Raw genomic sequence first — 23,011 nt, 5'->3', positions numbered from 1 at the left:
TCGTCAATGCGGTGCGGCGGCGGGTGCCGCGCGATCCGCGCGCCCGGCAATGGCCTCGGCGATGCAGGCCACCAGCGCCGCCTTGCTGAGCGGCTTGGTCATGTACTGGTCGATCCCGGCGGCAAGGATGCTTTCCGCGTCGCCCGCCATCGCATGCGCGGTCATCGCGACGATGGGCGTCCGGGCTAGGCCGCCATCCGCCTCGATGCGCCGGATTTCGGTCGCGGCGGTCTTGCCGTCCATGCCCGGCATCGAAATGTCCATCAGGATCAGATGCGGCGGCGCTTCGGCGAAGGACGCGACGGCGGCGGCCCCGTCGCCGACCATGGTCAGTGCGATGGGCTGGCCCTGAAGCATTTTCGTCAGCACCAGCTGGTTGGTCTTGTTGTCCTCGGCGGCCAGGACGCGAAGCGGCCCGTCATCGTCGCGGGGCGCCGCGGGCAGCGCCGGAACCGCCGCTTCGGGGATGACCGCCGATTCCACCAGATCCAGCAATTGCTGACGCCGCAGCGGCGCGGTCAACACCGCCCCGAACCGCGTCGCGTAATCGTCCCTGTCCATCCCGGTGCGCATTCCGTCCCTCAGCAAGATCAACCGTCCCTCTCCCAATTCCCCGATCCACCGCGCCCGATCCTCCGCATCCGCGGGCAGGCACGCATCGAAGACAACCGTCGGCACGGCGTCTTCCATGCCTTCCGACGGCGTCGCGGTCGTGAAACACCGCGCCCCGAGCTGTTCCAGACGGTGCACGAGACTGTCGCGCACGATGCCGGGCGAACCGACGACGCGGACCCTTGCGCCGCGACGATGCAGGACGGCAGGCACCGGATCGCCCTCGGGATCCACGGCCATGGTCAGCGACACGCCGAAACAACTGCCCCGCGGCAGATCGGTCTCGACCCAGATACGCCCGCCCATCAGGTCGATCAGGCGGCGGCAGATGGCCAGGCCCAGCCCCGTCCCGGCATAGGCGCGGTTCTGGTTCTCCTCGACCTGATTGAATTCGCCGAAGATGTGTTCGGCCTTCTCGGCGGGAATGCCGATGCCGGTATCCTCGACCGCGATGGTGACTTCCATCGTATCGGCGACGTCGCCCTCGCGGCCCGTCACGCGGACGATCACATGCCCGTCATCGGTGAACTTGATCGCGTTTCCGACCAAGTTCACGAGAATTTGCCGCAGCCGGTCGCCGTCGCCGATGAATCCGGTCGGCAGGAAGATGTCGTAATCCACCACGACGCCGATGCCCTTGGCCTGCGCCTGAAGCGCCAGCAGCAAAACGGTATCGTGCACCGCCGTCTCCAGATCGAACCGCACGGGACGCAAGCGCAACCGTCCCGCCTCGATCCGGGAAAAATCCAAGATGTCCTCGAGGATCGTCAGCAGCGCGCCGGCGGAACTGCGGATCATCTCGACCGAAACGCGCTGTTCGTCGTCCAGCGGCGTTTCCAGAACCATCTCGGCCATGCCCAGAACGCCGTTCAGCGGCGTGCGCAATTCGTGGCTCATGTTGGCGAGGAAGGTGGACTTGGCCATGCTGGCCGCTTCGGCAGCCTGGCGCGCGCGTTCCAGATCGGCCTGCTGCCGCTTGGCGGCCGTGATGTCCATGCGCAGGCCCACCCGCCCGCCATCGGGCGTCTCGCTTTCCAGAACGCGGATCCACCGGCCGTCATTCAGCCGGATCTCGGACGCATGGCCGTTTCCGTCGCGGTGCCGGGCAATCTGCTGGGTCAGCCACGCATCCTCGTTCCCGATGGCATCGTCGTATTGCCCCTGCGCGATGCCGTGGCGAAGAATGTCTTCGAACCGCGCGCCGGGCCGGACCACAGGCGCGATCAGCGGATACATCTTCAGGTAGTTATCGTTGCACATCACCACGCGGTCGTCGCGGTCGAAGACGATGAATCCGTCCGGCAGCATCTCGGCGGCGGCGCGGATGCGCAGGATGTCGGTCTGGTTCACGCCCAGCGTCACCATGCCGCCATCGGGCGTCGGCCGGTCGATCAGCTTCACGAACTGCCCGTTCCAAAGGCAGATCGTCTGCGACGGCACGGGGCTTGCATGCCAGCGCGCGCGCATCCCGGCGATCCAGTCCTCCGCCGGCCCCTGAGGATCGACCATTCCCGTTTCCACGATCAGCGCGCACAGCTCGTCATAGCTGATGCCCGGCTGGACGCGGGCCAGCCCCCCGAACACCGACAGATAGGCGTCGTTCGCCAGAATCAGCCGGTGGTCCGGCCCGAACAGCGCGAAACCGTCGCGGAAGGTCTGCAACGCCTGCCAAAGCCGTTCCTCGGACACGGCGGCGGACCGGACCTTGTCGCTCAGCATGCGGCGCACCTGGTCGCGTTCGTCGCGCAACTGCTCGATCTGGGCCTGCAACGCGACCATTTCGGCGCGCTTTTCCAGAACCTGTTCCGTCACCTGCCGCACATGCCGGTCCAGCCGCGCCGCTTCGCGGTCGTGGTCCGACCGGCGATGCTCCAGCATCCGCTCGGCCGCCAGACGCGCGCGCCGTTCGCGGGCCAGCTGATGTGACAAGTCCAGAGACACGCCGAAATCCCCATCGCGGCCAAGGCCATGCCAGACGGGATAATCTGCCGCCCATGAAGATCGCGTTAAGCGCGGCGCGGCGGCTTGCCGCGCGGGCCGTCCGCATGGCATCGTCGCGCCGACAAGGGGCCAGCAGGTGTCGCCATGATCCGTCCGCTTCTGACTGCCCTCGCGCTTTGCCTGACAGCCGCTCCCGCCATCGCCGATTCGCTGGCCGACCCTGCGATCCCCGAACGCCGCGTCACGCTCAGCGCCGATACGGATTTCTTCGGCGCCGACCTGTCGCAGTTCTTCGACACCGACGCCGAAGCGTGCCGCGCCGCCTGCCTGGCCGATCCGCAATGCCGCGCCTTCACGTTCAACACCCGTTCCGCCGCGTGCTTCACCAAGTCCGAAATCCGCGACAGGGCGTTCTATGCCGAGGCGTTGTCGGGCGAGATCGCCGACCGCACCCCGGACGATCTGGCGCGCGCCGCCGCCCGCGCGGACGCTCTGGCATTCCTCGATCCGCGCGACCTTCAGGCGGCCCGGCGCGAGGCGGAAGCCCTGCCTCAGCGCCATCCGCGCACGGGGCCGCCGGCGGTCGAGCTTTTGCAATCGGCCCGTGCCGCCGGCATGGCGGGGCAGCCCGGCACCGCCCTGCGCCTGACCGGCGAGGCGCTGGGCATCGCCGACACCGCTGCCCTCTGGACCGATTACGCGCGGCTCGCCCTCGACCTGCCCGAAGACGATTACGACCGCCGCCGGACATTGCGCGAACAGGCCCTCGCCGCCGCCATCAACGCCTTCCTGCGCGCCGCCGACACGCATCAGCAGGTGGCCGCGTTGCAAATCATGGCCGATGCGCTGGAACGGCTGGATCGCGGTCGCGACACGATCCCGGCGCTGCGGCTGGCGCAATCCATCGCGCCCGACGCCGATCTTTCCGCGCGCCTCGATTCGGCCATCGGGCAGTTCGGCTTTCGCATCGTCGACGATACCGTCACCAGCGACGCCGCCGATCCGCGCATCTGCGCCGAGTTCTCCGAACCGCTGTTCCAGGCCGGACAGGATTATGCACCTTTCATCGGCACCGACATCGCCGGTGCCGGGCTGGAGGTGACGGACCGCGAATTGTGCCTGTCGGGCGTGACGCACGGATCGCGCTATCGCGTCACCTTCCGGCAGGGCCTGCCCGCCGCCTCGGGCGAGGTGCTGGCGAACTCGGTCACGTTGAACGCCTATATCCGCGACCGCGCGCCGTCCGTGCGTTTTCCGGGCAACGGCTATGTGCTGCCGATGGGCGCGGATGCGGCCCTGCCGGTGGTGACGGTCAATCTGGGGCGGATCGACCTGACGCTTTACCGCATATCGGACCGCAACGTGATCCGCGCGATGCAGGAGGACCTGTTCGCGCGGCCCGTGCCGCAATGGCAGCAGCAGCAATTCCGCGACGACATCGCGCAGGTCGTCTGGACAGGGACCGGCATCGTGGACGACGCGCTGAACCGCGACGTCACCACCCGCCTGCCGCTGGCGCCCGAACTGGGTGATCTGGCGGCGGGGGTCTATGCGCTTCAGGCCGCCGTGCCCGACAGCGACCCCTATGTGACCCCTGCCGCGACGCAATGGTTCGTCGTCAGCGATCTGGGGCTCGTGACGCTGGAAGGCAGCGACGGGCTGCACGTCTTCGTCCGGTCGCTGGCCGATGCCGGGGCGCTGCCGGGCGTGACGCTGCAACTGGTGTCGCGCGCCAATGCGGTGCTGGACACGCGGGAAACCGACGCGGACGGCCACGCGCTGTTCGATGCGGGCACGCTTCGCGCCAACGGCGCGGCAGAACCGGCGCTGGTCGTCGCGCGGCAAGGCGACGATCTGGCGCTGCTGCCGCTGACGGGGCCGGAATTCGATCTGTCTGATCGCGGTGTCGAGGGGCGCGCGCCCGCAGGCCCCATCGACACCTTTCTTGCCACCGATCGCGGCGTCTATCGCGCGGGCGAGACGATTCACGCGACCGTCCTGATGCGCGACGCGGACGCGTCGGCCATCCCCGGCCTGCCCGCCACCGCCGTCCTGACACGGCCCGATGGCGTCGAATATGCCCGCGTCGTCAGCACCGACGGTCGCGCGGGCGGGCATGTCTTCGGCCTGACGACCGCCCCCGACATCCCGCGCGGCACATGGCGGCTGGATATCTTCGCCGATCCGGGCGCGCCCGCGCTGGCCGGCACCGACCTGCTGGTCGAGGATTTCGTGCCGGAACGCATCGACGTCGATCTGACGCTGCCCGCCGGTCCCTTGGCCCCCCGCGACCGGCCGGTGCTGGAAATCGCCGCGCGCCATCTTTTCGGCGGTCCCGCCGCCGATTTGCCGGTCGAGGCGGAATTGCGCACCTCGCCCGTCAGAACGCTGGACGCCTGGCCGGGCTATGTCTTCGGTCGCCACGACGCGGCGGCGGACGGCCGCACCGATCCCCTGGGGGCGGCGCGCACCGATGCGCAGGGGCGCCTGACGCTGGACTTCGCCCTTCCCCGCGACCTTCCCGCCGGCCAGCCGGCCGAGGCGCTGGCGATCGTGCGCGTCGCCGAAGGGTCGGGCCGTCCCGTCGAACGGACGCTGACCCGCGCCCTGCTGCCCGAGGGGCCGATGATCGGCATCCGGCCCGGCTTCGACGGCACGCTGCCCGAAAACGCGGATGCGACGTTCCGTGTCGTCGGCGTTCGGACCGACGCGCCGCTTGCCGCCCGCTGGACGCTGGCCAAGGTGCGCACCGATTATCAATGGTATGCGATGGACGGCGACTGGATGTGGGATCCCGTCACCACCCGCAACCGCGTCGATGGCGGCGAACTCGTGGTGGGCGGCGATCCCGTCGATCTGACCGTGCCCGTCGAATGGGGCGCGTACGAGCTGCGGATCGAATCCGCCGATGGCGCCCATATCGCCACATCGCTGACCTTCACCGCCGGATGGTATGCGCCTGCCGGCCTGACGCAGACGCCCGACATGCTGGAGGTGTCGCTGGACGCCGACCGCTATCGGCCCGGCGACGTGGCGCGTCTCCGTTTGGTTCCGCGCCATGCCGGTCAGGCGCTGATCGCGGTCATGTCGGACCGGCTGATCGACATGCGCGCGGTCGCGGTCGCCGAGGGCGCGAATACCGTCGATCTGCCCGTGACCGACGATTGGGGCGCGGGCGTCTATGTCGGCGTCATCGCCCTGCGTCCCTCCGGCGACGCGTTCGGACCGGCCCGCGCGCTGGGTCTCGACCATGCCGCCATCGACCCCGGCGCCGCGTTGCTGCAACCGCGGATCGACGCGCCCGCGACGATGCGGCCCGGCACCCCGCTGAGGGCCGTCCTTCGCGTGCCCGGCGGGGGCGGCGCGACCTATGCCACCATCGCAGCCGTCGATCTGGGGGTGCTGAACCTGACCGGGTTCCAGGCGCCCGATCCGTCCGGCTGGTATTTCGGTCAAAGGCGTCTCGGTGTCGGCATCCGCGACCTTTACGGACGGCTGATCGACGGACGCTCGGGCGCGATGGGCCAGCTTCGCTCGGGCGGGGATGCGGCGGGCGGGATGCGCCTGGCCGGGCCGCCGCCCGACGATGTGGTGGCCTTCTTCGAAGGGCCGGTGCAGATCGGCCCAGACGGCACGGCCGAGGTCGCGTTCGACATCCCCGCCTTCGACGGGACGCTGCGGCTGATGGCGGTGGTCTGGTCGGATACCGGCATCGGCGCCGCGCAGACCGATGTGGTGGTCCGCGATCCGGTGGTCGCCCGCCTGACGCTGCCCCGCCACCTGGCACCCGGCGACACGTCGCGGCTGCTGGTCGAGTTGACGCATGCCGAAGGCCCCGGCGGCACCGTCGGGCTTGCGGCCGAAACGACCGGCCTGACGCTGTTGCAACCCCTGCCGGCCAGCGTGACGCTGGACCAGGGCGAAACCCTGCGCCTCGACCTGCCCGTGGCGGCCGGCAATCCGGGCACCGGATCGGTCACGCTGACGCTGACCGCCCCCGATGGCAGCCGGATCGAACGGCAGGCCAGCGTGCCCGTCCGGTCGAACGATCCCGAAATCCACCGCACCAGCCGCTTCGATCTGGCGCCGGGCGATACCTTCACGTTCAGCGACGATGTGTTCGACGGCCTGCGCGACGGCACGGCGACGCTGGCGGCGGGGCCGCTGGCCGCGCTGGACGTGCCCGGCCTTCTGGCAATGCTCGACCGCTATCCCTATGGCTGCACCGAACAGGTGGCCAGCGCCGCGCTGCCCCTGCTCTACCTGCCGCAGATCGCCCGCGACCTGGGGCTGGCGGATCGCGGATCGCTCGACGACCGGGTGATGGACGCCGTCCGTCAGGTGCTGCTGCGCCAGACGCCTTCGGGCGGGTTCGGCCTGTGGCAACCGGGCGACGGGGATTTCTGGCTCGACGCCTATCTCACCGATTTCCTGTCGCGCGCGCGGGCCGAAGGCATCGCCGTGCCGCCCGTCGCCTTCGCGCAGGCGCTCGACAACCTGCGCAACCAGGTGGCCTATGCCCCCGATTTTCAGGACGGGGGCGAGGCGATCGCCTATGCGCTTCAGGTTCTCGCGCGCGAAGGCGCGGCGACGATGGGCGACCTGCGGTATTACGCCGATGTGAAGGCCGCCGATCTGGCGACGCCGCTGGCGCTGGCACAGCTTGGCGCGGCGCTGGCCAGCTATGGCGATCCGGTCCGGGCCGACAAGCTGTTCCGCATGGCCGTTGACAGGATGGACCGGCCCGCGCCCGACGATGCCGTCTGGCGCAGCGATTACGGCACAAGCCTGCGCGACCGCGCGGGCGTTCTGGCGCTGGCGGCCGAAGCGGGCAGCGATGCCATCGACCGCCCGGCGCTGGCCGCATCGCTGGCAACCGATGCGCGCTTGTCCACGCAGGAAGCGGTCTGGACGCTGCTCGCCGCCAACGCCCTTCGCGCCGACGCGACCGGGAACCTTGCCGTCGATGGCGTCCCGCTGGACGGTCCGTTGACCCGCGATGCCGGCACGGCGCCCCCCATGCAGGTTCGCAATACCGGCACGTCGAACGCCACGCTGACGCTGACCACGTTCGGCGTTCCCGAACAGCCCCTCGATGCGGGCGGCGAGGGCATGGCCATCGAAAGGACATGGTTCGACCTCGACGGCAACCCGGTCGAACCCGACAGCGTCGCCGCCGGAACGCGGCTGGTCGCGCTGCTGACGGTGCAGCCCTTCGGCCGCATCGAATCGCGTTTGATCGTGGACGATCCGCTGCCTGCGGGGTTCGAGATCGACAATCCCAACCTGCTGCGGTCGGGCGACGTGCGCAGCCTCGACTGGCTGGACGCGCTCGACGATGTGCGGATGACCGAATTTCGCGCCGACCGCTTCATCGCGGCGGTGGACTGGACATCCGATGCTGCCTTCCGCCTCGCCTATATCGTGCGCGCCGTCTCGCCGGGGACGTATCGCCGTCCCGCCGCCAGCGTCGAGGACATGTATCGCCCCCGCCTGCGCGCCCATACCGCCACCGGCGAGGTGACGGTGACGCCGTGAAGGCGCATGTTGCCGTCTGGACGCTGGCCGGTCTGCTGTTTCTCGGCGCCGCCGGGCGGGACGGGCTGGATCGCTGGGTCGATGCCACGCCCCTGCCGCCGCTGGCCGCCGAAACCTCGGCCGAGGTGCTGGATCGCCACGGCGCCCTGCTGCGCGCCTGGCCGGTCGCGGATGGGCGCTGGCGGCTGGCCGCGACTTCCGCCGCCGTCGATCCGCATTATATCGACGCGCTGATCGCGTTCGAGGACCGGCGCTTCCGCCGCCATTCGGGCATCGACCCGCTGGCCGTCCTGCGCGCCGGTTTGCAGGCGGCGATGGCGGGCCGGATCGTCTCGGGCGCCTCGACACTGACGATGCAGACCGCGCGCCTGCTCGAGGACGGACCGACAGGCAGTTGGCGCGGCAAGCTGCGGCAGGCGCGGCTGGCACTGGCGCTGGAACGGCGGCTGACCAAGGACCGGATCCTCGACCTCTATCTCGACCTCGCGCCGTTCGGCGGCAATGTCGAAGGGATCGCCGCCGCCAGCCGCGTCTGGTTCGGCAAGCCGCCCGCACGCCTGACCCCGGCCGAGATCGCGCTGGTGGTCGCGCTGCCGCAATCGCCCGAGACGCGCCGCCCCGACCGTCACCCCGACGCCGCCCGCAGCGCCCGCGCCCGCGTGCTGGCGCGAATGGAACGGGCCGGCCTGATCGACGCGGGCGACGCCGCGGCGGCCCTTCAGACCCCGGTGCCGAGGCTGCGGCGCCCCTTCCCCATGCGCGCCCCGCACCTGACGCAGCGGCTGCGCGACGCCGACCCGGCGGCACCGCGGATCGTCACGACGCTGGACTCAGCACTTCAGGCCGGGATGGAACGCATCGCCGCCCGCGCCGCGGCCGAGGCGGGCAATGCGCTGTCCATCGGTCTTGTCGTCGCCGACCACGCGACCGGCGCGATCCTGGCCAGCGTCGGGTCCGCCGATCTGACCGACACCGCGCGCGCGGGCTTCGTCGATATGACGCAGGCGCTGCGTTCGCCGGGATCGACACTCAAGCCGCTGATCTATGCGCTGGCCTTCGACCAGGGCCTCGCCCATCCCGAAACGCTGATCCAGGACCGTCCCACCGCCTTCGGCCGCTGGTCCCCGCAGAATTTCGACGGCCGCTTTCGCGGCCCCGTCACCCTGCGCGAGGCGTTGCAGGCATCGCTGAACATCCCCGCCGTCAAGCTGACCGAAGCGCTGGGCGCGCCCCGCCTGATGGCCGCCATCGACCGGACCGGCGTCGCGGCGCGGGTGCCCAGCGACGTGCCGGGGCTGGCCGTATCCCTGGGCGGCGTCGGGCTGTCGCTGGAAGGGCTGGTGCAGCTCGCCGCGATGCTGGCGCGCGGCGGCGAGGCGGTGGCGCTTCACGCCCGCCCCGCGCCATCGCAACCGATGCCGCGCATCGTCTCGCCTGCCGCCGCCTGGCATGTGGGCGACATCCTGCGCGACGCCCTGCCGCCGCCGGGCGCGCCGCGCGGCGCCGTCGCATGGAAGACCGGCACGTCCTATGGCCATCGCGACGCCTGGGCGCTGGGCTGGGACGGGCGGCATGTCGTCGGCGTCTGGATGGGACGGCCCGACGGCACGCCGGTGCCGGGCGCGTTCGGCGGCGCGCTGGCCGCGCCGGTGATGTTCCGCGCCTTCGGCCTGCTGGGCACCGTCCCGCTGCCCCCGCCGCCGGCCGAGACGCTGATGGCGGGCAATGCCGCCCTGCCCGCGCCGCTGCGCGTCTTTCGCGGCGATGCCGTCGATGCGGCCGGGCCGGTCATCGACTTCCCCCCCGACGGGGCCGAGGTGGCGGTGCCGTCGGGCGAACTGGTGGCACGGGTCCGCGACGGCGTGCCGCCCTTCAACTGGCTGTCGGACGGCAGGCCGATCGCGTCCCCCACGCATGACCGCGACATCCGCGTTCCCGCCGCCCACGGCCCCATGACGCTGGCGGTGATCGACGCCGAAGGCCGGGCGGCGCGGGTCGCCCTGACGGTGCGCCGATGAAAGGCCGACGCGTCAGATCGACCGGATCGCCAGCGCGATGCCCTGCCCGCCGCCGATGCACATGGTGATCAGCGCCGTTCCCCCGCCGATGCGGTCCAGCTCGGCCATCGCCTTGACGGTCAGGATCGCGCCCGTTGCCCCTACCGGATGACCCAGCGCGATGGCGCCGCCATTGGGGTTCACCTTGTCGGCGTCGAAGCCCAGCGCACGGCTGACGGCAAGCGCCTGCGCCGCGAACGCCTCGTTCGACTCGATCACGTCGAAATCGCCGACGCTCAGCCCGGTCCGCTTCATCAGCGCCTCGACCGCCGGGACGGGACCGATGCCCATCACCTCGGGCCGCACCCCGGCCAGCGCGTAACCCAGCACCTTGAACCGCGGCTTCAGATCGCCCGCCGCATCGGCGCGGGCCAGCACCAGCGCCGCCGCCCCGTCGTTCAGACCGCTGGCATTGCCGGCGGTGACGCTGCCGTCCTTGCTGAACGCGGGGCGCAGACCGCCCAGCTTGTCGAGGTCGGTGGCCTTGGGATGCTCGTCCGTGTCGAAATGCGATTCGCCCGCGCGGGTCTTCAACACGACCGGCACGATCTGGTCGCGAAACCGCCCCTCGGCAATGGCGCGCGCCGCCCGCTGCTGGCTTTCCAGCGCAAAGGCGTCCTGATCGGCCCGGCTGATGTCATGCTCGCCGGCCACGTTCTCGGCGGTGACGCCCATATGGCCGGTGCCGAACGGGCAGGTCAGCGCGCCCAGCATCATGTCCTGGCTGCCGGCATCGCCCATCTTCTGCCCCCAGCGGGCGGCGGGCAGGATATAGGGCGACCGGCTCATGTTCTCGGCGCCGCCCGCCAGACCGAATTCGGCATCGTTCAGTTGCAGCGACTGCACGACCGACACGATGGCCTGCGCGCCCGATCCGCACAGCCGGTTGACGTTCATCGCCGGCACGGTGTCGGGCACGCCCGCGTCCATCGCCGCGACGCGGGACAGATACATGTCGCGCGGTTCGGTGTTGATGACGTGCCCGAAGGTGACGGTGCCGATGCGGCCGGGCTCGATCCCCGCGCGGTCGATGGCCGCCTTCGCTACGGTGGCGCCCAGGTCGATGGGCGGCGTTCCGGCCAGCGATCCGCCGAAAGTGCCGATGGCGGTGCGCGCACCGCCCAGAATCACGATGTCGGTCATGGTATTCCCCTGCATGAACGACCCACCCTAGCGCGGCCCGGCGAGGCCGTTAAGGGTGCGCGGTCATTCGCCGGGCTGATAAAGCGGCACGGTCGAGATCGCCATCTTCGCCGACCCGTTCGTCAGTTCGTTCGCGTGGGCCAGATAGATCAGCGTGCGGTTCGCTTCGTCGTAGATCCGCTTGATCCGCAGCGATTTCAGCACGATGGACCGCCTTTCGCTGAACACGTCCTCGCCATCCTCGCCGCGCGCGATGTCGCCCAGCACGATGGGGCCGGTCTGGCGGCAGGCGATGGATGCGTTCGACGGATCCTCGAACCAGTTGCCGTTGCTGACCCGGTCGATCAGCGACCGGTCGAAATAGGCGATGTGGCAGGTCACGCCCTGCACCTCGGGGTCGGCGATGGCCTCGATGACGATATCGTTGCCGACCCAGTCGACGCCGACCTTGCCGACTTCCTCGGCGGCAAGCGGTGTGGCCAGGGCAAGGGCGGCGGCAAGGGCGAAACGGGCGATCATCGGTCTCTCCTTCAGCGGACGCGGTGCAACACTGTCTTTCGCATCGCGCCCCCGGCGACAAGGCGGTTTCGCGGCGCGCCGCTTGCCGCTAGCCTGATCGCAACGTCGGATAACATGACGAAGGCAGGCCCATGAACCCAACGATCCTCGCACTCGCGCTGTCGCTTGTCGCCGCAACGGCCCAGGCCGCCCCGCCCGAATCGGCCCCGCGCCCCTCGCCCCGTCTGGCACTGGCCGATCCCGATGCGGCGGGCGCGTTTCTGGACCGCGTGCGCGCGATGCGGCCCCGGCCGCGCGCGGCGGCGCAGGGCGACGCCCCCTCGCTCGATCCGGCCAAGGACACGGCGTTCCGGGCCTGGACGCGCGGTTTCCGCGACCGGGCGCTGGCCCATGGCATATCCCGCACCGTCATCGACCGCGCCTTCGACGGCGTGACCTACGACCCCGAGGTAATCCGCCGCGATTCCAACCAGTCCGAATTCACCAAGACGATCTGGGAGTATCTCGACAGCGCCGCCAGCGACACGCGCATCGCCAACGGCCGCGCCGCACTGGCCCGCCACGCGGCGACCTTCGACGCGATCGAGGCGCGCTATGGCGTCGAGAAGGAAATCGTCGCCGCCGTCTGGGGGCTGGAATCGGCCTATGGCACCTTCAAGGGCAAATCCGACATCGTTCGCAGTCTGGCGACGCTGGCCTTCGACGGCAGACGCGGCGCGTTCTTCGAGGAACAGTTGATCGCCGCGCTGCGGATCCTCCAGGCTGGCGACACCGACGCGCGGCACATGACAGGCTCGTGGGCGGGGGCCATGGGTCATACGCAATTCATACCGAGTTCTTACCTCGATTACGCCGTCGATTTCGACGGCGACGGCCGGCGGCACATCTGGGGCGACGATCCGACCGACGCGCTCGCCTCGACCGCCGCCTATCTTTCCCGCTTCGGCTGGCAGAAGGGCCAGCCCTGGGGCGTCGAGGTGCGCGTGCCCTCGAACTTCGATTACGCTCAGGCGCAACGCACCGTCACCCGCCTGCCCTCCGAATGGGCAAGGTTCGGGGTGACGGGGATCGACGGCGCGGTGCCCGATCACGGCCCGGCCTCGGTTCTGCTGCCGGCGGGCGCGGACGGCGCGGCATTCCTTGTTTTCAACAACTTCGCGGTGATCGAACGCTATAACACCGCCGACGCCTATGTCATCGGCGTGGGGCATCTCGCCGACCGGCTGAAGGGCGTGAGGCCGATCCGGGGCGCCTGGCCGCGCGGCGACCGCGCCCTGACAAGGGCCGAGCGCGAGGAGCTACAATCGCGGCTGACCGCGACGGGCTTCGATACGCAAAAGATCGACGGCCGTATCGGACCACTGACCATCGAGGCGATCCGCGGCTTTCAGCGGCGGCAGGGCCTGGTCCCCGACGGCTATGCCTCGCTGCGCCTGCTGGAGGCGATGCGGACGGATGCGCGGGGCGGATGATCTGCAGTTTCAACGGGTTAATGGTGCCCGGGGGCGGATTTGAACCACCGACACCAGCATTTTCAATGCCGTGCTCTACCCCTGAGCTACCCGGGCACGGGCAAAAGGCCGTGGCCTTTCGGGGTCGCGCCCTCCTAGACGCTGGCCCGTCCCAAGTCCAGAGGGGGCGGGCGGAAAATCGTCACGAACGCGGCGCCTCGTCCGGTCCGCGATCCTCGTCCTCGGGGTCGTCCTCGACCGGCAGCGCATAGGCCCCGGTCAGCCACCTGCCAAGATCGACATCCGCGCAACGCCGCGAACAGAACGGGCGGTATTTCGGGTCGGTTTCCCGCCCGCAGATGGGGCACGCCATCTCAGACCTCCGCCAGCAGGCGCGACAGCGGCAGCCGGTCGCGCTTGCGCTGCAATTCGAAACACCCCAGCGGCGTCCAGCCGGCCAGAACCGTATCCACCGGATCGGCCTTGAAGGCCGCGCGCAGGATCTGTTCCAGAACGCGGCGATCCTTCTTCGGTTGCGGGGCGAAATCCACCGTGATCTGCCCGCCCAAGCCCCTGCACCGCATTTGCGCGGGTAGCGCGCGGGCGGCGGCGATGTTGGCCTTCAACCCCGCCGCCAGCGACGTGTCGCCGCCGGTGTTCACATCCACCGCGATCATGGCGCACGTCGGCTCGATGCTGATCCACGCCGCGCCCAGATCGACACGCGGACGGCGCAGGGCGTCGATCATGGCGTCGATGCCGTCGCGCGCGAAATTTCCCGGCTCGGTCCGCACCGCATCGGGGTCGTCCCAGTCGCGCCATGCCAGAAGATGCGGATCCGGCCCTTCCATCAGCAACTCGGCTTCGTCGCCGCTGTCCGCCAATACGCGCCGCGCGGCCTCCAGCATCGTCGCGATGTCGTCCGCCACCTCGTCGTCCGGGGCGTGATTGGCCGAGGATCGCAGGATCAGGCCCCGCCCCTCGGGCGGGCCGGCCACGTCATGCGCCAGCTCCAGCAGCGCCTCGCGCCGTTCGTCGTCCTTGATGCGCCGCGAGACGTTATAGCCCGGCGCGCCCGGCGTCACGATGACATGGCGCGACTTGAACAGGATGCGGTCGGTGACGGGGACGGCCTTGCCGTCGTCGGCATATCCCGTGACTTGAACGATCACGGCCTCGCCTTGCCGCATTCCCTTGGCCTGCCGCAGCCATCCCCGGCCCTCGGGCAGGCGCAGCGTCACGCCGCCCTGCCCCTTCATCGGCCGGTCCACGATGCCGCGATAGATCGCCCCCGGAACGGGGCAGTTTTCAGGCCCCTCGATCAGCAGATCGTCAAGCTGCCCGTCCAGCACCAGCGCCGCGGCCAGCCGGTCGCCGATCCGGTCCAGATGCACGACGCGCCCCTTCACGCGGCATATCCGGCCGCGCGCAGCAACTGCGCCGTCTCGAACAGCGGCAGACCGACAATGGCCGAATGGCTGCCCTGCATCCACGGGATGAACGCCGCCGCCGGTCCCTGAATGGCATATCCCCCGGCCTTGCCACGCCAGTCGCCGGTTGCCAGATAGTCGCGCAGCTCGTCCTCGCTCAGCCGCTTGAACTTCACGGCACTGACGACGGCGCGCGTCCAGGTGCGGTCGGAATTGCGGATTGCGATGGCCGTGACGACCGTATGGCGCCGTCCCGAGAGGCGGCGCAGAAAGGCACCCGCTTCGTCCGCATCGGCGGGCTTGCCCAGGATGCGACGGCCCAGCGCGACCGTGGTATCGGCGCAAAGCACAATTTCGTCCGCTGCCGGTTCCAGCGCGTCAGCCTTTGTCTGCGCCATACGCAGGCAATAGGGCCGCGGCAATTCACGCGGAAAGGGGGTCTCGTCGATATTGGGCGGACGGATGGCATCCGGCACCAGCCCAAGCTGCGCCAGAAGCTCCAGCCGCCGTGGCGAGCCGGATCCGAGGATCAGGCGCATCGCCTTACTTGAAGCGATAGTTGATCCGGCCCTTGGTCAGATCGTAGGGGGTCATCTCGACCTGCACCTTGTCGCCGGCCAGCACCCGGATGCGGTTCTTGCGCATCTTGCCGGCCGTATGCGCGATGATTTCATGGCCGTTTTCCAGCTCGACCCTGAATGTCGCGTTCGGCAGCAGTTCCTTGACGACACCCGGAAATTCGAGCAGTTCTTCCTTGGCCATGGTCGCTCCAATAATGCAGCCCGTCCTGCGGGCGTGGCCTTAAATGGTGCGGATCGCGCGGCTTTTCAAGTCAAGAAGCACGGGCTGCCGGGATGTCGGCGGCGTGGATCGCGCAGAAAAGCGTGAAAAGCCGCCGCGCCGTTGCCAGATCGGTCGTCACGCTGGCATCGAGCAGTTCCAGCACTCGCTGCGCCCCGGCCGTGTGGATGTCGCGCCGGGCGGCATCCAGCGCCTCGATCCGGGCGGGCGGCAGGGATTTGACCGCCGCAACATAGCTGGCGCAGATATCCGCATAATCCTTGGCGGGCTGGGCTAGTGCGGCCGCAGGCAGCATGAAGGCCGCGGCCGTGGCACCGCCCGCGGTCGCCAGCACGAAGCGCACCCCGGCATCGTCGCGCCCGACCGTCATCGCATAGGGCCCGGCGGGACCGCCCGGCACCGCCAGATGCGACTCCTCGGTCAGATCGAAGATCGCGACCCCGGCTTCCTGCGCCTCGCGGCTGGTCGCCTCGGGCCGCGCGCTTTCGTCCAGCCGGATTTCGCTGATATCGGCGGTCATCGCCGCGGCCCGTTCAGGCGCGACAGGCGGGCCGTCACGCTTTGGCCGTGGGCCTGCAACCCTTCCGACATCGCCAGCCGCTCGGCGGCAAAACCGATGGCCGCCAGCGCGGCGGGCGTCATGCGCGCCATCGTCGTGCGCTTCATGAAATCCAGCACCGACAGTCCCGACGAAAACCGTGCCGACCGGGCGGTCGGCAGCACATGGTTCGGACCGCCGACATAATCCCCGATGGCCTCCGGCGTCCATTTGCCGAGGAACATCGCCCCGGCATGCGCGATATTGGCGGCCAGCGCCTCGGGGTCGGCGACGCAAAGCTCCAGATGTTCGGACGCGATCTGATCGGCCAGCGCCGCCGCCTCGCCCAGATCGGCAACGGTGACGATGGCCCCGTTGTCGCGCCAGCTTGCCGCCGCGATGTCGCGCCGATCCAGCGTCTGCAACAGCTCCTCGACCGCCTGCCCCACGGCGGCGGCCAGTCCGGCATCGGTCGTGATCAGGATGGATTGCGCGTCCGTGTCGTGTTCGGCCTGACTCAGCAAATCCAGCGCGATCCATTCGGGATCGTTGTCCTTGTCCGCGATCACCAGAATTTCGGACGGTCCGGCGATCATGTCGATGCCCACCCGGCCGAAGACGCGCCGCTTGGCCGCCGCGACCCAGGCGTTGCCCGGCCCGGTGATCTTGTCCACCGCTGCAATCGTCTCTGTCCCGTAAGCCAGCGCCGCGATGGCCTGCGCGCCGCCGACGCGATAGACGGTATCCACCCCCGACAGCCGCGTCGCCAGCAGGACCAGCGGATTGACGATGCCGTCGGGGGTCGGCACGGTCACGACCAGCCGCTTCACCCCCGCCACCTGCGCAGGGATCGCGTTCATCAGCACCGACGACGGATAGGATGCCGTGCCGCCCGGCACATACAGCCCCGCCGCCTCGATCGGGCCCCAGCGCCAGCCCAGCACGGCGCCGTGCGGATCGGTCCAGCTTGCATCCTGCGGAACCTGGCGCTCGTGATAGGCACGGATGCGCGCCGCGGCCAGGCTCAGCGCCTCGCGATCCTCGGACGAAACTTGCGCGATGTGGTTTTCGATCTCGTCGGGGGAAAAGGCCAGCGTGCCGGGCGTCAGCGTCACGCGGTCGAAGCGTTCGGTCAACTCGACCAGCGCCGCGTCGCCCCGCGTCCGCACATCGGCGATGATCGCGGCCGCTTCGTCATCGACCTCGGTCGCGTCCTCGCGCTTCAGGGTCAGCAGGGTAGCAAAGCGCGCCTCGAAATCGGCATCGCTGGTCGAGAGGATCTGGGGCATGGGCAACCTTCCTGTCCTGCGCGTCCTAGTCCCGGCCCCGCCGGTCCTCAAGCCCCGTCCTTGTGACCGCCGCGCGGTCAGTCGCGGTGTTGCGGCAGCTTGCCCGATGGCGCGCGATAGGGCCGGGTCACATCGCGCAGCGTCGCCTCCAGCGCCTCGACCTCGAGCGCGATGGCCCCGCCGCCCGCCAACGTCAGCAGGATGCGCCCCGCGCCGTCCTCGCCCTCATCCATCGTCACCGACAACAGCGACAATACCGCATTCGGGTCGGCCCGGTCGATGCCCTGGCTGCGGACGGCGCCGACATCCTCGAACGCGAGGACGGATTGTACACGTTCCACCTCGCCCAGCGCGGCCCTGTCCTCCCAGCGGACGCGGTTCAGCAGCAGGCCGAACCGCCGCTGCCCGCGCAGCCACGACATCTCGGACACCGGAAAAACCGCATCCTGCGCCAGCGCCGAAAGAATGCGCAGATCGTCGGCATCCATCGCCCGCAGCCGCAGCGGGCCGCTGCGCGCGTCGCGGAACCGGGCGTCTTCCTGCGGCGCGCTCATCGTCCGGGCACCCGTTCGACATGCGCCCCGACGGCGCGCAGCTTCTCCTCGACCCTCTCGTAGCCGCGGTCGAGGTGATAGACCCGGTTGACCAACGTTTCGCCCTCGGCCGCCAGCCCCGCCAGGATCAGCGACACGGACGCGCGCAAATCGGTGGCCATGACCGGCGCACCCTTCAGCCGCTCGACCCCCGTGACCGTGGCCCGGCCGCCGTGAACGTCGATCTTCGCCCCCATGCGCATCAGTTCCGGCGCGTGCATGAAGCGGTTCTCGAAGATCGTCTCCTCCAGCACCGACGTGCCGTCCGCCGTGCAGAGCAGCGCCATCATCTGCGCCTGCAAATCGGTGGGAAAGCCCGGAAAGGGCGCCGTTGCCACGTCCACCGCGCGCGGCCGGCCGTTGCGGCGGCTGACCTTCAGGCCGCGCGGCGTTTCCTCGACGCCGATGCCCGCCTCGTCCAGCTTGTCGCAGAACGCGCTGACCAGCGCGATCGTGCCGCCAAGGCATTCGACCTCGCCACCGCAGATCGCGGGGGCCAGCATATAGGTGCCCAGCTCGATCCGGTCGGTCACGACCGGATGCGTCGCCCCCGTCAGGGCATCGACGCCCTCGACGGTGATCGTCGGCGTGCCCTCGCCCTCGATCCGCGCGCCCATCCGGCGCAGGCATCGGCCCAGATCGACGATCTCGGGCTCGCGCGCGGCGTTCTCGATCACGGTCGTGCCCTTGGCCAGCGTCGCGGCCATCAGCACATTCTCGGTCGCGCCGACGGATACGATGGGGAAATCGACATGCCCGCCCTGCAATCCGTTCCGCGCTTCGGCATGCACATAGCCGTCGCGCAGATCCAGCGTCGCACCCAGCGCCTCAAGCCCGCGCAGATGCAGATCGACCGGCCGCGCGCCGATGGCACAGCCGCCGGGCAGCGACACCACCGCCTGCCCCGTCCGCGCCAGCAACGGCCCCAGCACCAGAATGGACGCCCGCATCTTGCGCACGATGTCATAATCGGCCCGGTGCCCCGTCAGATCGTGCGACGACAGCGCCAGCACCTGCCCGTCCTGCAACTGCGTCACCTCGACGCCCAGCGATTGCAGAAGCACCGTCATCGTGGCGATGTCGCTGAGCCGCGGCGCGTTCGTCAGCGTCAGCGGCGCTTCGGACAGCAGCGTCGCGGGCATCAGCGTGAGACAGGCGTTCTTGGCGCCTGCAATGGGGATCACGCCGTTCAGTTCGGCGCCGCCCTTGACCAGTATCGAATCCATGCGCCTGTCCTATCGCTGCTCGTCGCGGGCCGGCTTTTGCTTGCGCGCATTGGCCTGCGCCTTGCGCCGCGCCATGTTGGCCTTTAGCGCAAGTTTCAGACGCGCATCGCGTCCCGCGGGTTTCTGCAAGGTTTTGTCCCTGTCATCGGGATCGCGCCGGTCGCTCATGCGCGGTTCCTAGCGCGGATAGGCCCTGCGGTCCAGTTGACGCGCGGAGCCGGCGAAATGCCGCGTGCCCTCTTGCACCGGTCCTGTCATGCGTCTATCCACCCGCCACGAAACGGCGCTGTGGTAGCTCAGTGGTAGAGCACTCCCTTGGTAAGGGAGAGGTCGAGAGTTCAATCCTCTCTCACAGCACCATCTTCCTTACCGCCGGCGTCTCCTGCTTTCCCGTCAGGCGCTTTCCATCTCGGATTTGACGATCTTCTCGATATCGTCGAGCGAGTGGTTGGTCAGGGTCTTGGGGATCTCGGCCACCACGCGGTCGGCCACTTCCTTGTGCATCTTCGCGCGGATCTCGCCCAGAACGCCCGGCGCGGCACACAGGACGATGTGATCGAACGCGCCCTTGTGAGCCTGCTTGTAAAGCATGTCCGCCAGATCGTCGGCGAAGCGGTCCTTGCCGAGCTGATGCCAGTCGGTGTCCTGAAACGCCGAACGCGGCCCGGCCGTGTCGTTGCCCGGCCGGCCTTCCTGCATGCGGCCCGGACGGTTTGCGGCCTGTTCGCCGGTCGAAGGATTGTCCTGCTCCTCCTTGTCGCGAACCTTGAGATAGGGGTTCTCGCCGTCCGTGACGTTCTCCAGCACCAGCGCCTTCTCGCCGTCCGCGACCAGCACCCAGGTTCCGTTGGTCAGGCGCGCCATCAATGCTTCTCCTCGCCGGTGCCGTGCAGGCCGCCCAGATTGCCTTCGCCCTTTTCGTCCTGCTTGGTCACGCGGGTGATGCCCTCGCCCTGCTCGGCGCGGTCTTCCTCGGCCTGCGTGCCGACCTGACGTTCCAGCCCGCCACCGGCGCGGCCCTGCTGCGACGGGGTCGCGGCGTCGTCGACGAACTTGTCGGTCTCGCGCGTGCCGTCCTTGGATCTGATCCTCTCGGCCATCGGGGTCTCCTTCGTTCGGGGTTCGCTTCCCAACGGCCGGATGCTGCCGGGGTTCCTGAACGACGACGGCCCGCCTTCGGGGGCGGGCCGTTATGACATGCCGACGCGCTATGCTGTCACATCCGGCTGGCGACGTTTTCCCAATTCACCAGCTTTTCAAGGAAGTTCGACAGATAGGCCGGACGCTTGTTGCGGAAGTCGATGTAATAGCTGTGCTCCCATACATCGCAGCCCAGAAGTGCGGTCTGATTAAAGCAAAGCGGGTTCACCCCGTTTTCGGTCTTGGTGACTTTCAGTCCACCGTCATTGTCCTTGACCAGCCAGCACCAGCCGCTGCCGAACTGGCCCGCGCCGGCGGCCGCGAATTCTTCCTTGAACTTGTCGACCGATCCGAAGCTGTCCTTCAGCGCGCTTTCCAGCTCGGACGGCATCTTGCCGGGATTGGGCGCCATCATCTCCCAGAACTGGTTGTGGTTCCAGTATTGCGAGGCGTTGTTGAAAATCCCCGACTGGGCGACGGCATCGGGCTTGTAGGTTCCCTTGACGATCTCCTCGACCGACTTGCCTTCCCATTCGGTTCCGGCAATCGCCTTGTTGCCGTTATCGACATAGGCCTTGTGGTGGATGTCGTGGTGATATTCCAGCGTCTCGCGGCTCATGCCCTGATCGGCAAGCGCATCGTGGGAATAGGGTAGGTCGGGAAGTTCGAAAGCCATCTTTTCCTCCGGGGGTTTGGAACTGGTGTCGCGGTCTACCTGTGGCGGGGCGGCATCCGCGTCAAGCCGCGGCTGCGGTCGCGCCGGTCAGTCCGCGACGGGCGATTCGACGATCACGGCGTCGTCCGGGCCAAGGGCATCGTCCACGACCTCGTCTCCGATCTGGACGACGCCGATCAGGATCAGCACCACGAAGATGACCGCCGCGACGACGATGCCGATGATGATGTTGCGCGCCATGTCCGGCCTCCTTCCGCGCTGCCCTGTCGGCACAAGTCCGATCGGGCGCCGGCTGTTCCGTCGCCTCTGCGCGGGATGCGGCCCGTTGCCCCTTTCGTCCCGGCCCCGCCGCCGGTAGAACCCGCCCGGACGGGATCGGAGGCAAGATGATCTTCTGGGCGATCGCTCTGGGATTGGCGGGGCTGGCGGCCGCTTCGGTGGCGCTGACGCTGGTCCGGGGCCGGGCCGACGCTGACGCCGCCACCGACATCGCCATCTATCGCGACCAACTGGCCGAGGTCGAGCGCGACCTTGCCCGCGGCGTGCTGACCGAGGACGAGGCCGGCCGCATCCGCATCGAGGTGCAGCGCCGCCTGCTGGACGCCGACCGCGCCCCGCGCGATGCGATGCGCGACGCCCCGGCGGGCCTGACCGGGGCCGCGGCGACGCTGGTGATCGTCGCCTGCATCGGCGGCGGCGTGGGGATCTATCTATGGCAGGGCGCGCCCGGCTATGCCGACATGCCCGTCGCCCTGCGCCAGCAACTGGCCGAAGAGGCCCGCGCGACCCGCCCCTCGCAGGCCGAGGCCGAGGCGCAGGCCCCCGCCGCGCCGCCATCGGCAGACCCGACGATGGAGCCGCTGATCGCCCGGTTGCGCGCGGCGCTGAAGGACCGGCCTGACGATCTGGAAGGCTATCGCCTGCTGGCCCGAAACGAGGCCGGGATTGGCAATTACCGTGCCGCGATCGACGCGAAACAGCGGGTTCTTGACATCCGGGGCGCCGACGCCACCCCGGACGAAAGGGCGGAACTGGGCGAATACATGGTGGCCGCGACCGGCGGCTATGTCTCGCCCGAAGCCGAAGCCGTCTTCGACGCGGTGCTGGCGCAGCAGCCCGGAAACGGCACCGCGCTTTACTACAAGGGGCTGGCGCAGGCGCAGACGGGGCGGCCGGACCTGACATTCGCCATCTGGCGCGACCTGCTGGCCGACAGCCCGTCTTCGGCCCCCTGGGTGCCGGTCATCCGCGCGCAGCTTCCGCAGATCGCGGCAAGTGCCGGGCTCAGCTATGCCCTGCCGCCCGACGACGCGCAGGGCGGTCCCGTTCCGCAGGCGCCCGAGGGGATGAGCGCCGAAGACCAGGCCGCGATGATCGAACAGATGGTCAGCGGCCTCGCCCAAAGGCTGGCGACCGAAGGCGGGCCGGCATCGGACTGGGCGCGGCTGATCACGGCCTATGGCGTCCTCGGCCGGCAGCAGGAGGCCGCCGCCATCTGGGCCGAGGCGCAGCAGGTTTTCGCGCCCTCGCCCGACGATCTGGCAGTAATCCGCGACGCCGCGCGGAATGCCGGGGTGGCCGGGTGATCCACGACGACATCGCGGCGTTCGCGGCCGCCTTGCCGCCGCGCCGCGCGCTGGCGGGGCTGGATCTGGGCACCGCCACCATCGGGATCGCGGTGTCGGACACGTTCCTGTCCGTCGCGACCCCGTTGCAGACCCTCCGCCGCAAGCGGTTCGGCATCGACGCCGCCGCCTTGCTGGCCATACTGGACGCGCGGCTGATCGGCGGGATCGTCATCGGCCTGCCGCGCAACATGGACGGCACCGAAGGCCCCCGCGCGCAGGCGACGCGGGCCTTCGCGCGCAACCTGACGGCCCTGCGCGACATGCCGCTGACCTTCTGGGACGAACGCCTGTCCACCGTCGCGGCCGAACGCGCGCTGATCGAGGCCGACACTTCGCGCCGCAAGCGGGCCGAAGTGATCGACCACGTCGCCGCCGCCTATATCTTGCAGGGCGCGCTGGACAGGCTGGCCCGCCTGCGCGGCTGATGCC

21 protein-coding genes and 2 tRNA genes are annotated in these 23,011 nt (G+C 69.5%); 6 read left to right on the top strand and 17 right to left on the bottom strand.

The window, feature by feature from the left end; all coding sequences use genetic code 11:
• Nucleotides 1-3 precede the first annotated feature (3 nt).
• Nucleotides 4-2,541 (bottom strand): hybrid sensor histidine kinase/response regulator, encoded by a 2,538-nt coding sequence (locus OCGS_RS05140; protein ID WP_052026125.1) that lies wholly within the window; start codon nt 2,539-2,541, stop codon nt 4-6.
• Between the two features lie 156 nt (nt 2,542-2,697).
• Between OCGS_RS05140 and OCGS_RS05135 the strand changes: the two genes are divergently transcribed.
• Together OCGS_RS05135 and pbpC are read left to right on the top strand one after the other, a co-directional pair.
• Entirely contained in the window at nt 2,698-8,091 is a 5,394-nt protein-coding gene (locus OCGS_RS05135; RefSeq protein WP_007426172.1) for an alpha-2-macroglobulin family protein, read from the top strand.
• A complete protein-coding gene (gene pbpC, locus OCGS_RS05130; RefSeq protein ID WP_007426171.1) occupies nt 8,088-10,109 on the top strand; it encodes a penicillin-binding protein 1C in 2,022 nt (673 codons plus the stop codon). Before OCGS_RS05135 ends, pbpC begins: the two co-directional genes overlap by 4 nt.
• 12 nt (nt 10,110-10,121) lie before the next feature.
• Here the strand turns inward: pbpC and OCGS_RS05125 are convergent, their stop codons facing one another.
• The gene (locus OCGS_RS05125) at nt 10,122-11,291 is read right to left on the bottom strand and encodes an acetyl-CoA C-acyltransferase family protein (RefSeq protein ID WP_007426170.1); all 1,170 of its coding nucleotides are present in this window, start codon (nt 11,289-11,291) and stop codon (nt 10,122-10,124) included.
• Between the two features lie 63 nt (nt 11,292-11,354).
• Nucleotides 11,355-11,810: a CreA family protein gene (locus OCGS_RS05120; protein WP_007426169.1), complete on the bottom strand. Its 456-nt coding sequence runs from the start codon at nt 11,808-11,810 to the stop codon at nt 11,355-11,357.
• A gap of 131 nt (nt 11,811-11,941) precedes the next feature.
• Here OCGS_RS05120 and OCGS_RS05115 point away from each other — a divergent pair, with 131 nt between their 5' ends.
• Entirely contained in the window at nt 11,942-13,282 is a 1,341-nt protein-coding gene (locus OCGS_RS05115) for a lytic murein transglycosylase (RefSeq protein WP_007426168.1), read from the top strand.
• Nucleotides 13,283-13,303: 21 nt separating this feature from the next.
• On the opposite strand, the gene OCGS_RS05110 is transcribed toward OCGS_RS05115, so the two are convergent.
• The 10 genes from OCGS_RS05110 to OCGS_RS15305 form a co-directional block, all read right to left on the bottom strand.
• A tRNA-Phe gene (locus OCGS_RS05110) sits at nt 13,304-13,378 on the bottom strand.
• An 85-nt stretch (nt 13,379-13,463) separates the two neighbouring features.
• Complete coding sequence (locus OCGS_RS05105) at nt 13,464-13,634, bottom strand: DNA gyrase inhibitor YacG (protein ID WP_007426167.1); 171 nt, start codon at nt 13,632-13,634, stop codon at nt 13,464-13,466.
• Between the two features lies 1 nt (nt 13,635).
• Entirely contained in the window at nt 13,636-14,670 is a 1,035-nt protein-coding gene (locus OCGS_RS05100; RefSeq protein ID WP_007426166.1) for a ribonuclease E/G, read from the bottom strand.
• Complete coding sequence (locus OCGS_RS05095) at nt 14,667-15,230, bottom strand: Maf family protein (RefSeq protein ID WP_007426165.1); 564 nt, start codon at nt 15,228-15,230, stop codon at nt 14,667-14,669. Before OCGS_RS05095 ends, OCGS_RS05100 begins: the two co-directional genes overlap by 4 nt.
• Nucleotides 15,231-15,234: 4 nt before the next feature.
• Nucleotides 15,235-15,453 (bottom strand): translation initiation factor IF-1, encoded by a 219-nt coding sequence (gene infA / locus OCGS_RS05090; RefSeq protein ID WP_007205486.1) that lies wholly within the window; start codon nt 15,451-15,453, stop codon nt 15,235-15,237.
• Nucleotides 15,454-15,523: 70 nt separating this feature from the next.
• The gene (locus OCGS_RS05085) at nt 15,524-16,012 is read right to left on the bottom strand and encodes a UPF0262 family protein (protein ID WP_007426164.1); all 489 of its coding nucleotides are present in this window, start codon (nt 16,010-16,012) and stop codon (nt 15,524-15,526) included.
• On the bottom strand, nt 16,009-17,319 hold the full coding sequence (gene hisD, locus OCGS_RS05080; RefSeq protein ID WP_007426163.1) for a histidinol dehydrogenase: 1,311 nt from the start codon (nt 17,317-17,319) through the stop codon (nt 16,009-16,011). The genes OCGS_RS05085 and hisD overlap by 4 nt, the downstream gene beginning before the upstream one ends.
• Nucleotides 17,320-17,396: 77 nt before the next feature.
• Nucleotides 17,397-17,873, bottom strand: coding sequence for a DUF2948 family protein (locus OCGS_RS05075; RefSeq protein WP_007426162.1), 477 nt, complete (start codon nt 17,871-17,873; stop codon nt 17,397-17,399).
• Nucleotides 17,870-19,138 (bottom strand): UDP-N-acetylglucosamine 1-carboxyvinyltransferase, encoded by a 1,269-nt coding sequence (gene murA / locus OCGS_RS05070; RefSeq protein ID WP_007426161.1) that lies wholly within the window; start codon nt 19,136-19,138, stop codon nt 17,870-17,872. The genes OCGS_RS05075 and murA overlap by 4 nt, the downstream gene beginning before the upstream one ends.
• Before the next feature lie 9 nt (nt 19,139-19,147).
• Complete coding sequence (locus OCGS_RS15305) at nt 19,148-19,306, bottom strand: hypothetical protein (RefSeq protein WP_007426160.1); 159 nt, start codon at nt 19,304-19,306, stop codon at nt 19,148-19,150.
• A 117-nt stretch (nt 19,307-19,423) separates the two neighbouring features.
• On the opposite strand from OCGS_RS15305, the gene OCGS_RS05065 reads away from it, so the two are divergent.
• Nucleotides 19,424-19,498 (top strand) — tRNA-Thr (locus tag OCGS_RS05065).
• 33 nt (nt 19,499-19,531) lie between these two features.
• Here OCGS_RS05065 and OCGS_RS05060 read toward each other — a convergent pair.
• From OCGS_RS05060 to OCGS_RS15020, 4 genes are all read right to left on the bottom strand, one after another.
• On the bottom strand, nt 19,532-20,002 hold the full coding sequence (locus OCGS_RS05060; RefSeq protein WP_007426159.1) for a host attachment family protein: 471 nt from the start codon (nt 20,000-20,002) through the stop codon (nt 19,532-19,534).
• Nucleotides 20,002-20,238, bottom strand: a complete 237-nt coding sequence (locus OCGS_RS05055; protein ID WP_007426158.1) for a hypothetical protein — start codon at nt 20,236-20,238, stop codon at nt 20,002-20,004. Before OCGS_RS05055 ends, OCGS_RS05060 begins: the two co-directional genes overlap by 1 nt.
• Nucleotides 20,239-20,354: 116 nt before the next feature.
• Nucleotides 20,355-20,954, bottom strand: coding sequence for a superoxide dismutase (locus tag OCGS_RS05050; RefSeq protein ID WP_007426157.1), 600 nt, complete (start codon nt 20,952-20,954; stop codon nt 20,355-20,357).
• An 87-nt stretch (nt 20,955-21,041) separates the two neighbouring features.
• A complete protein-coding gene (locus tag OCGS_RS15020) occupies nt 21,042-21,194 on the bottom strand; it encodes a hypothetical protein (protein WP_007426156.1) in 153 nt (50 codons plus the stop codon).
• 146 nt (nt 21,195-21,340) lie between these two features.
• Here OCGS_RS15020 and ccmI point away from each other — a divergent pair, with 146 nt between their 5' ends.
• Nucleotides 21,341-22,540, top strand: a complete 1,200-nt coding sequence (ccmI, locus tag OCGS_RS05045; protein WP_007426155.1) for a c-type cytochrome biogenesis protein CcmI — start codon at nt 21,341-21,343, stop codon at nt 22,538-22,540.
• Nucleotides 22,537-23,007, top strand: a complete 471-nt coding sequence (gene ruvX, locus OCGS_RS05040) for a Holliday junction resolvase RuvX (RefSeq protein WP_007426154.1) — start codon at nt 22,537-22,539, stop codon at nt 23,005-23,007. Before ccmI ends, ruvX begins: the two co-directional genes overlap by 4 nt.
• The last annotated feature ends 4 nt before the right edge of the window (nt 23,008-23,011 follow it).

Source organism: Oceaniovalibus guishaninsula JLT2003, assembly GCF_000299575.1.
GTDB lineage: Bacteria > Pseudomonadota > Alphaproteobacteria > Rhodobacterales > Rhodobacteraceae > Palleronia > Palleronia guishaninsula.
The sequence above is the reverse complement of the archived record's forward strand: the minus strand, read 5'-3'. Positions and strand labels throughout refer to the sequence as shown.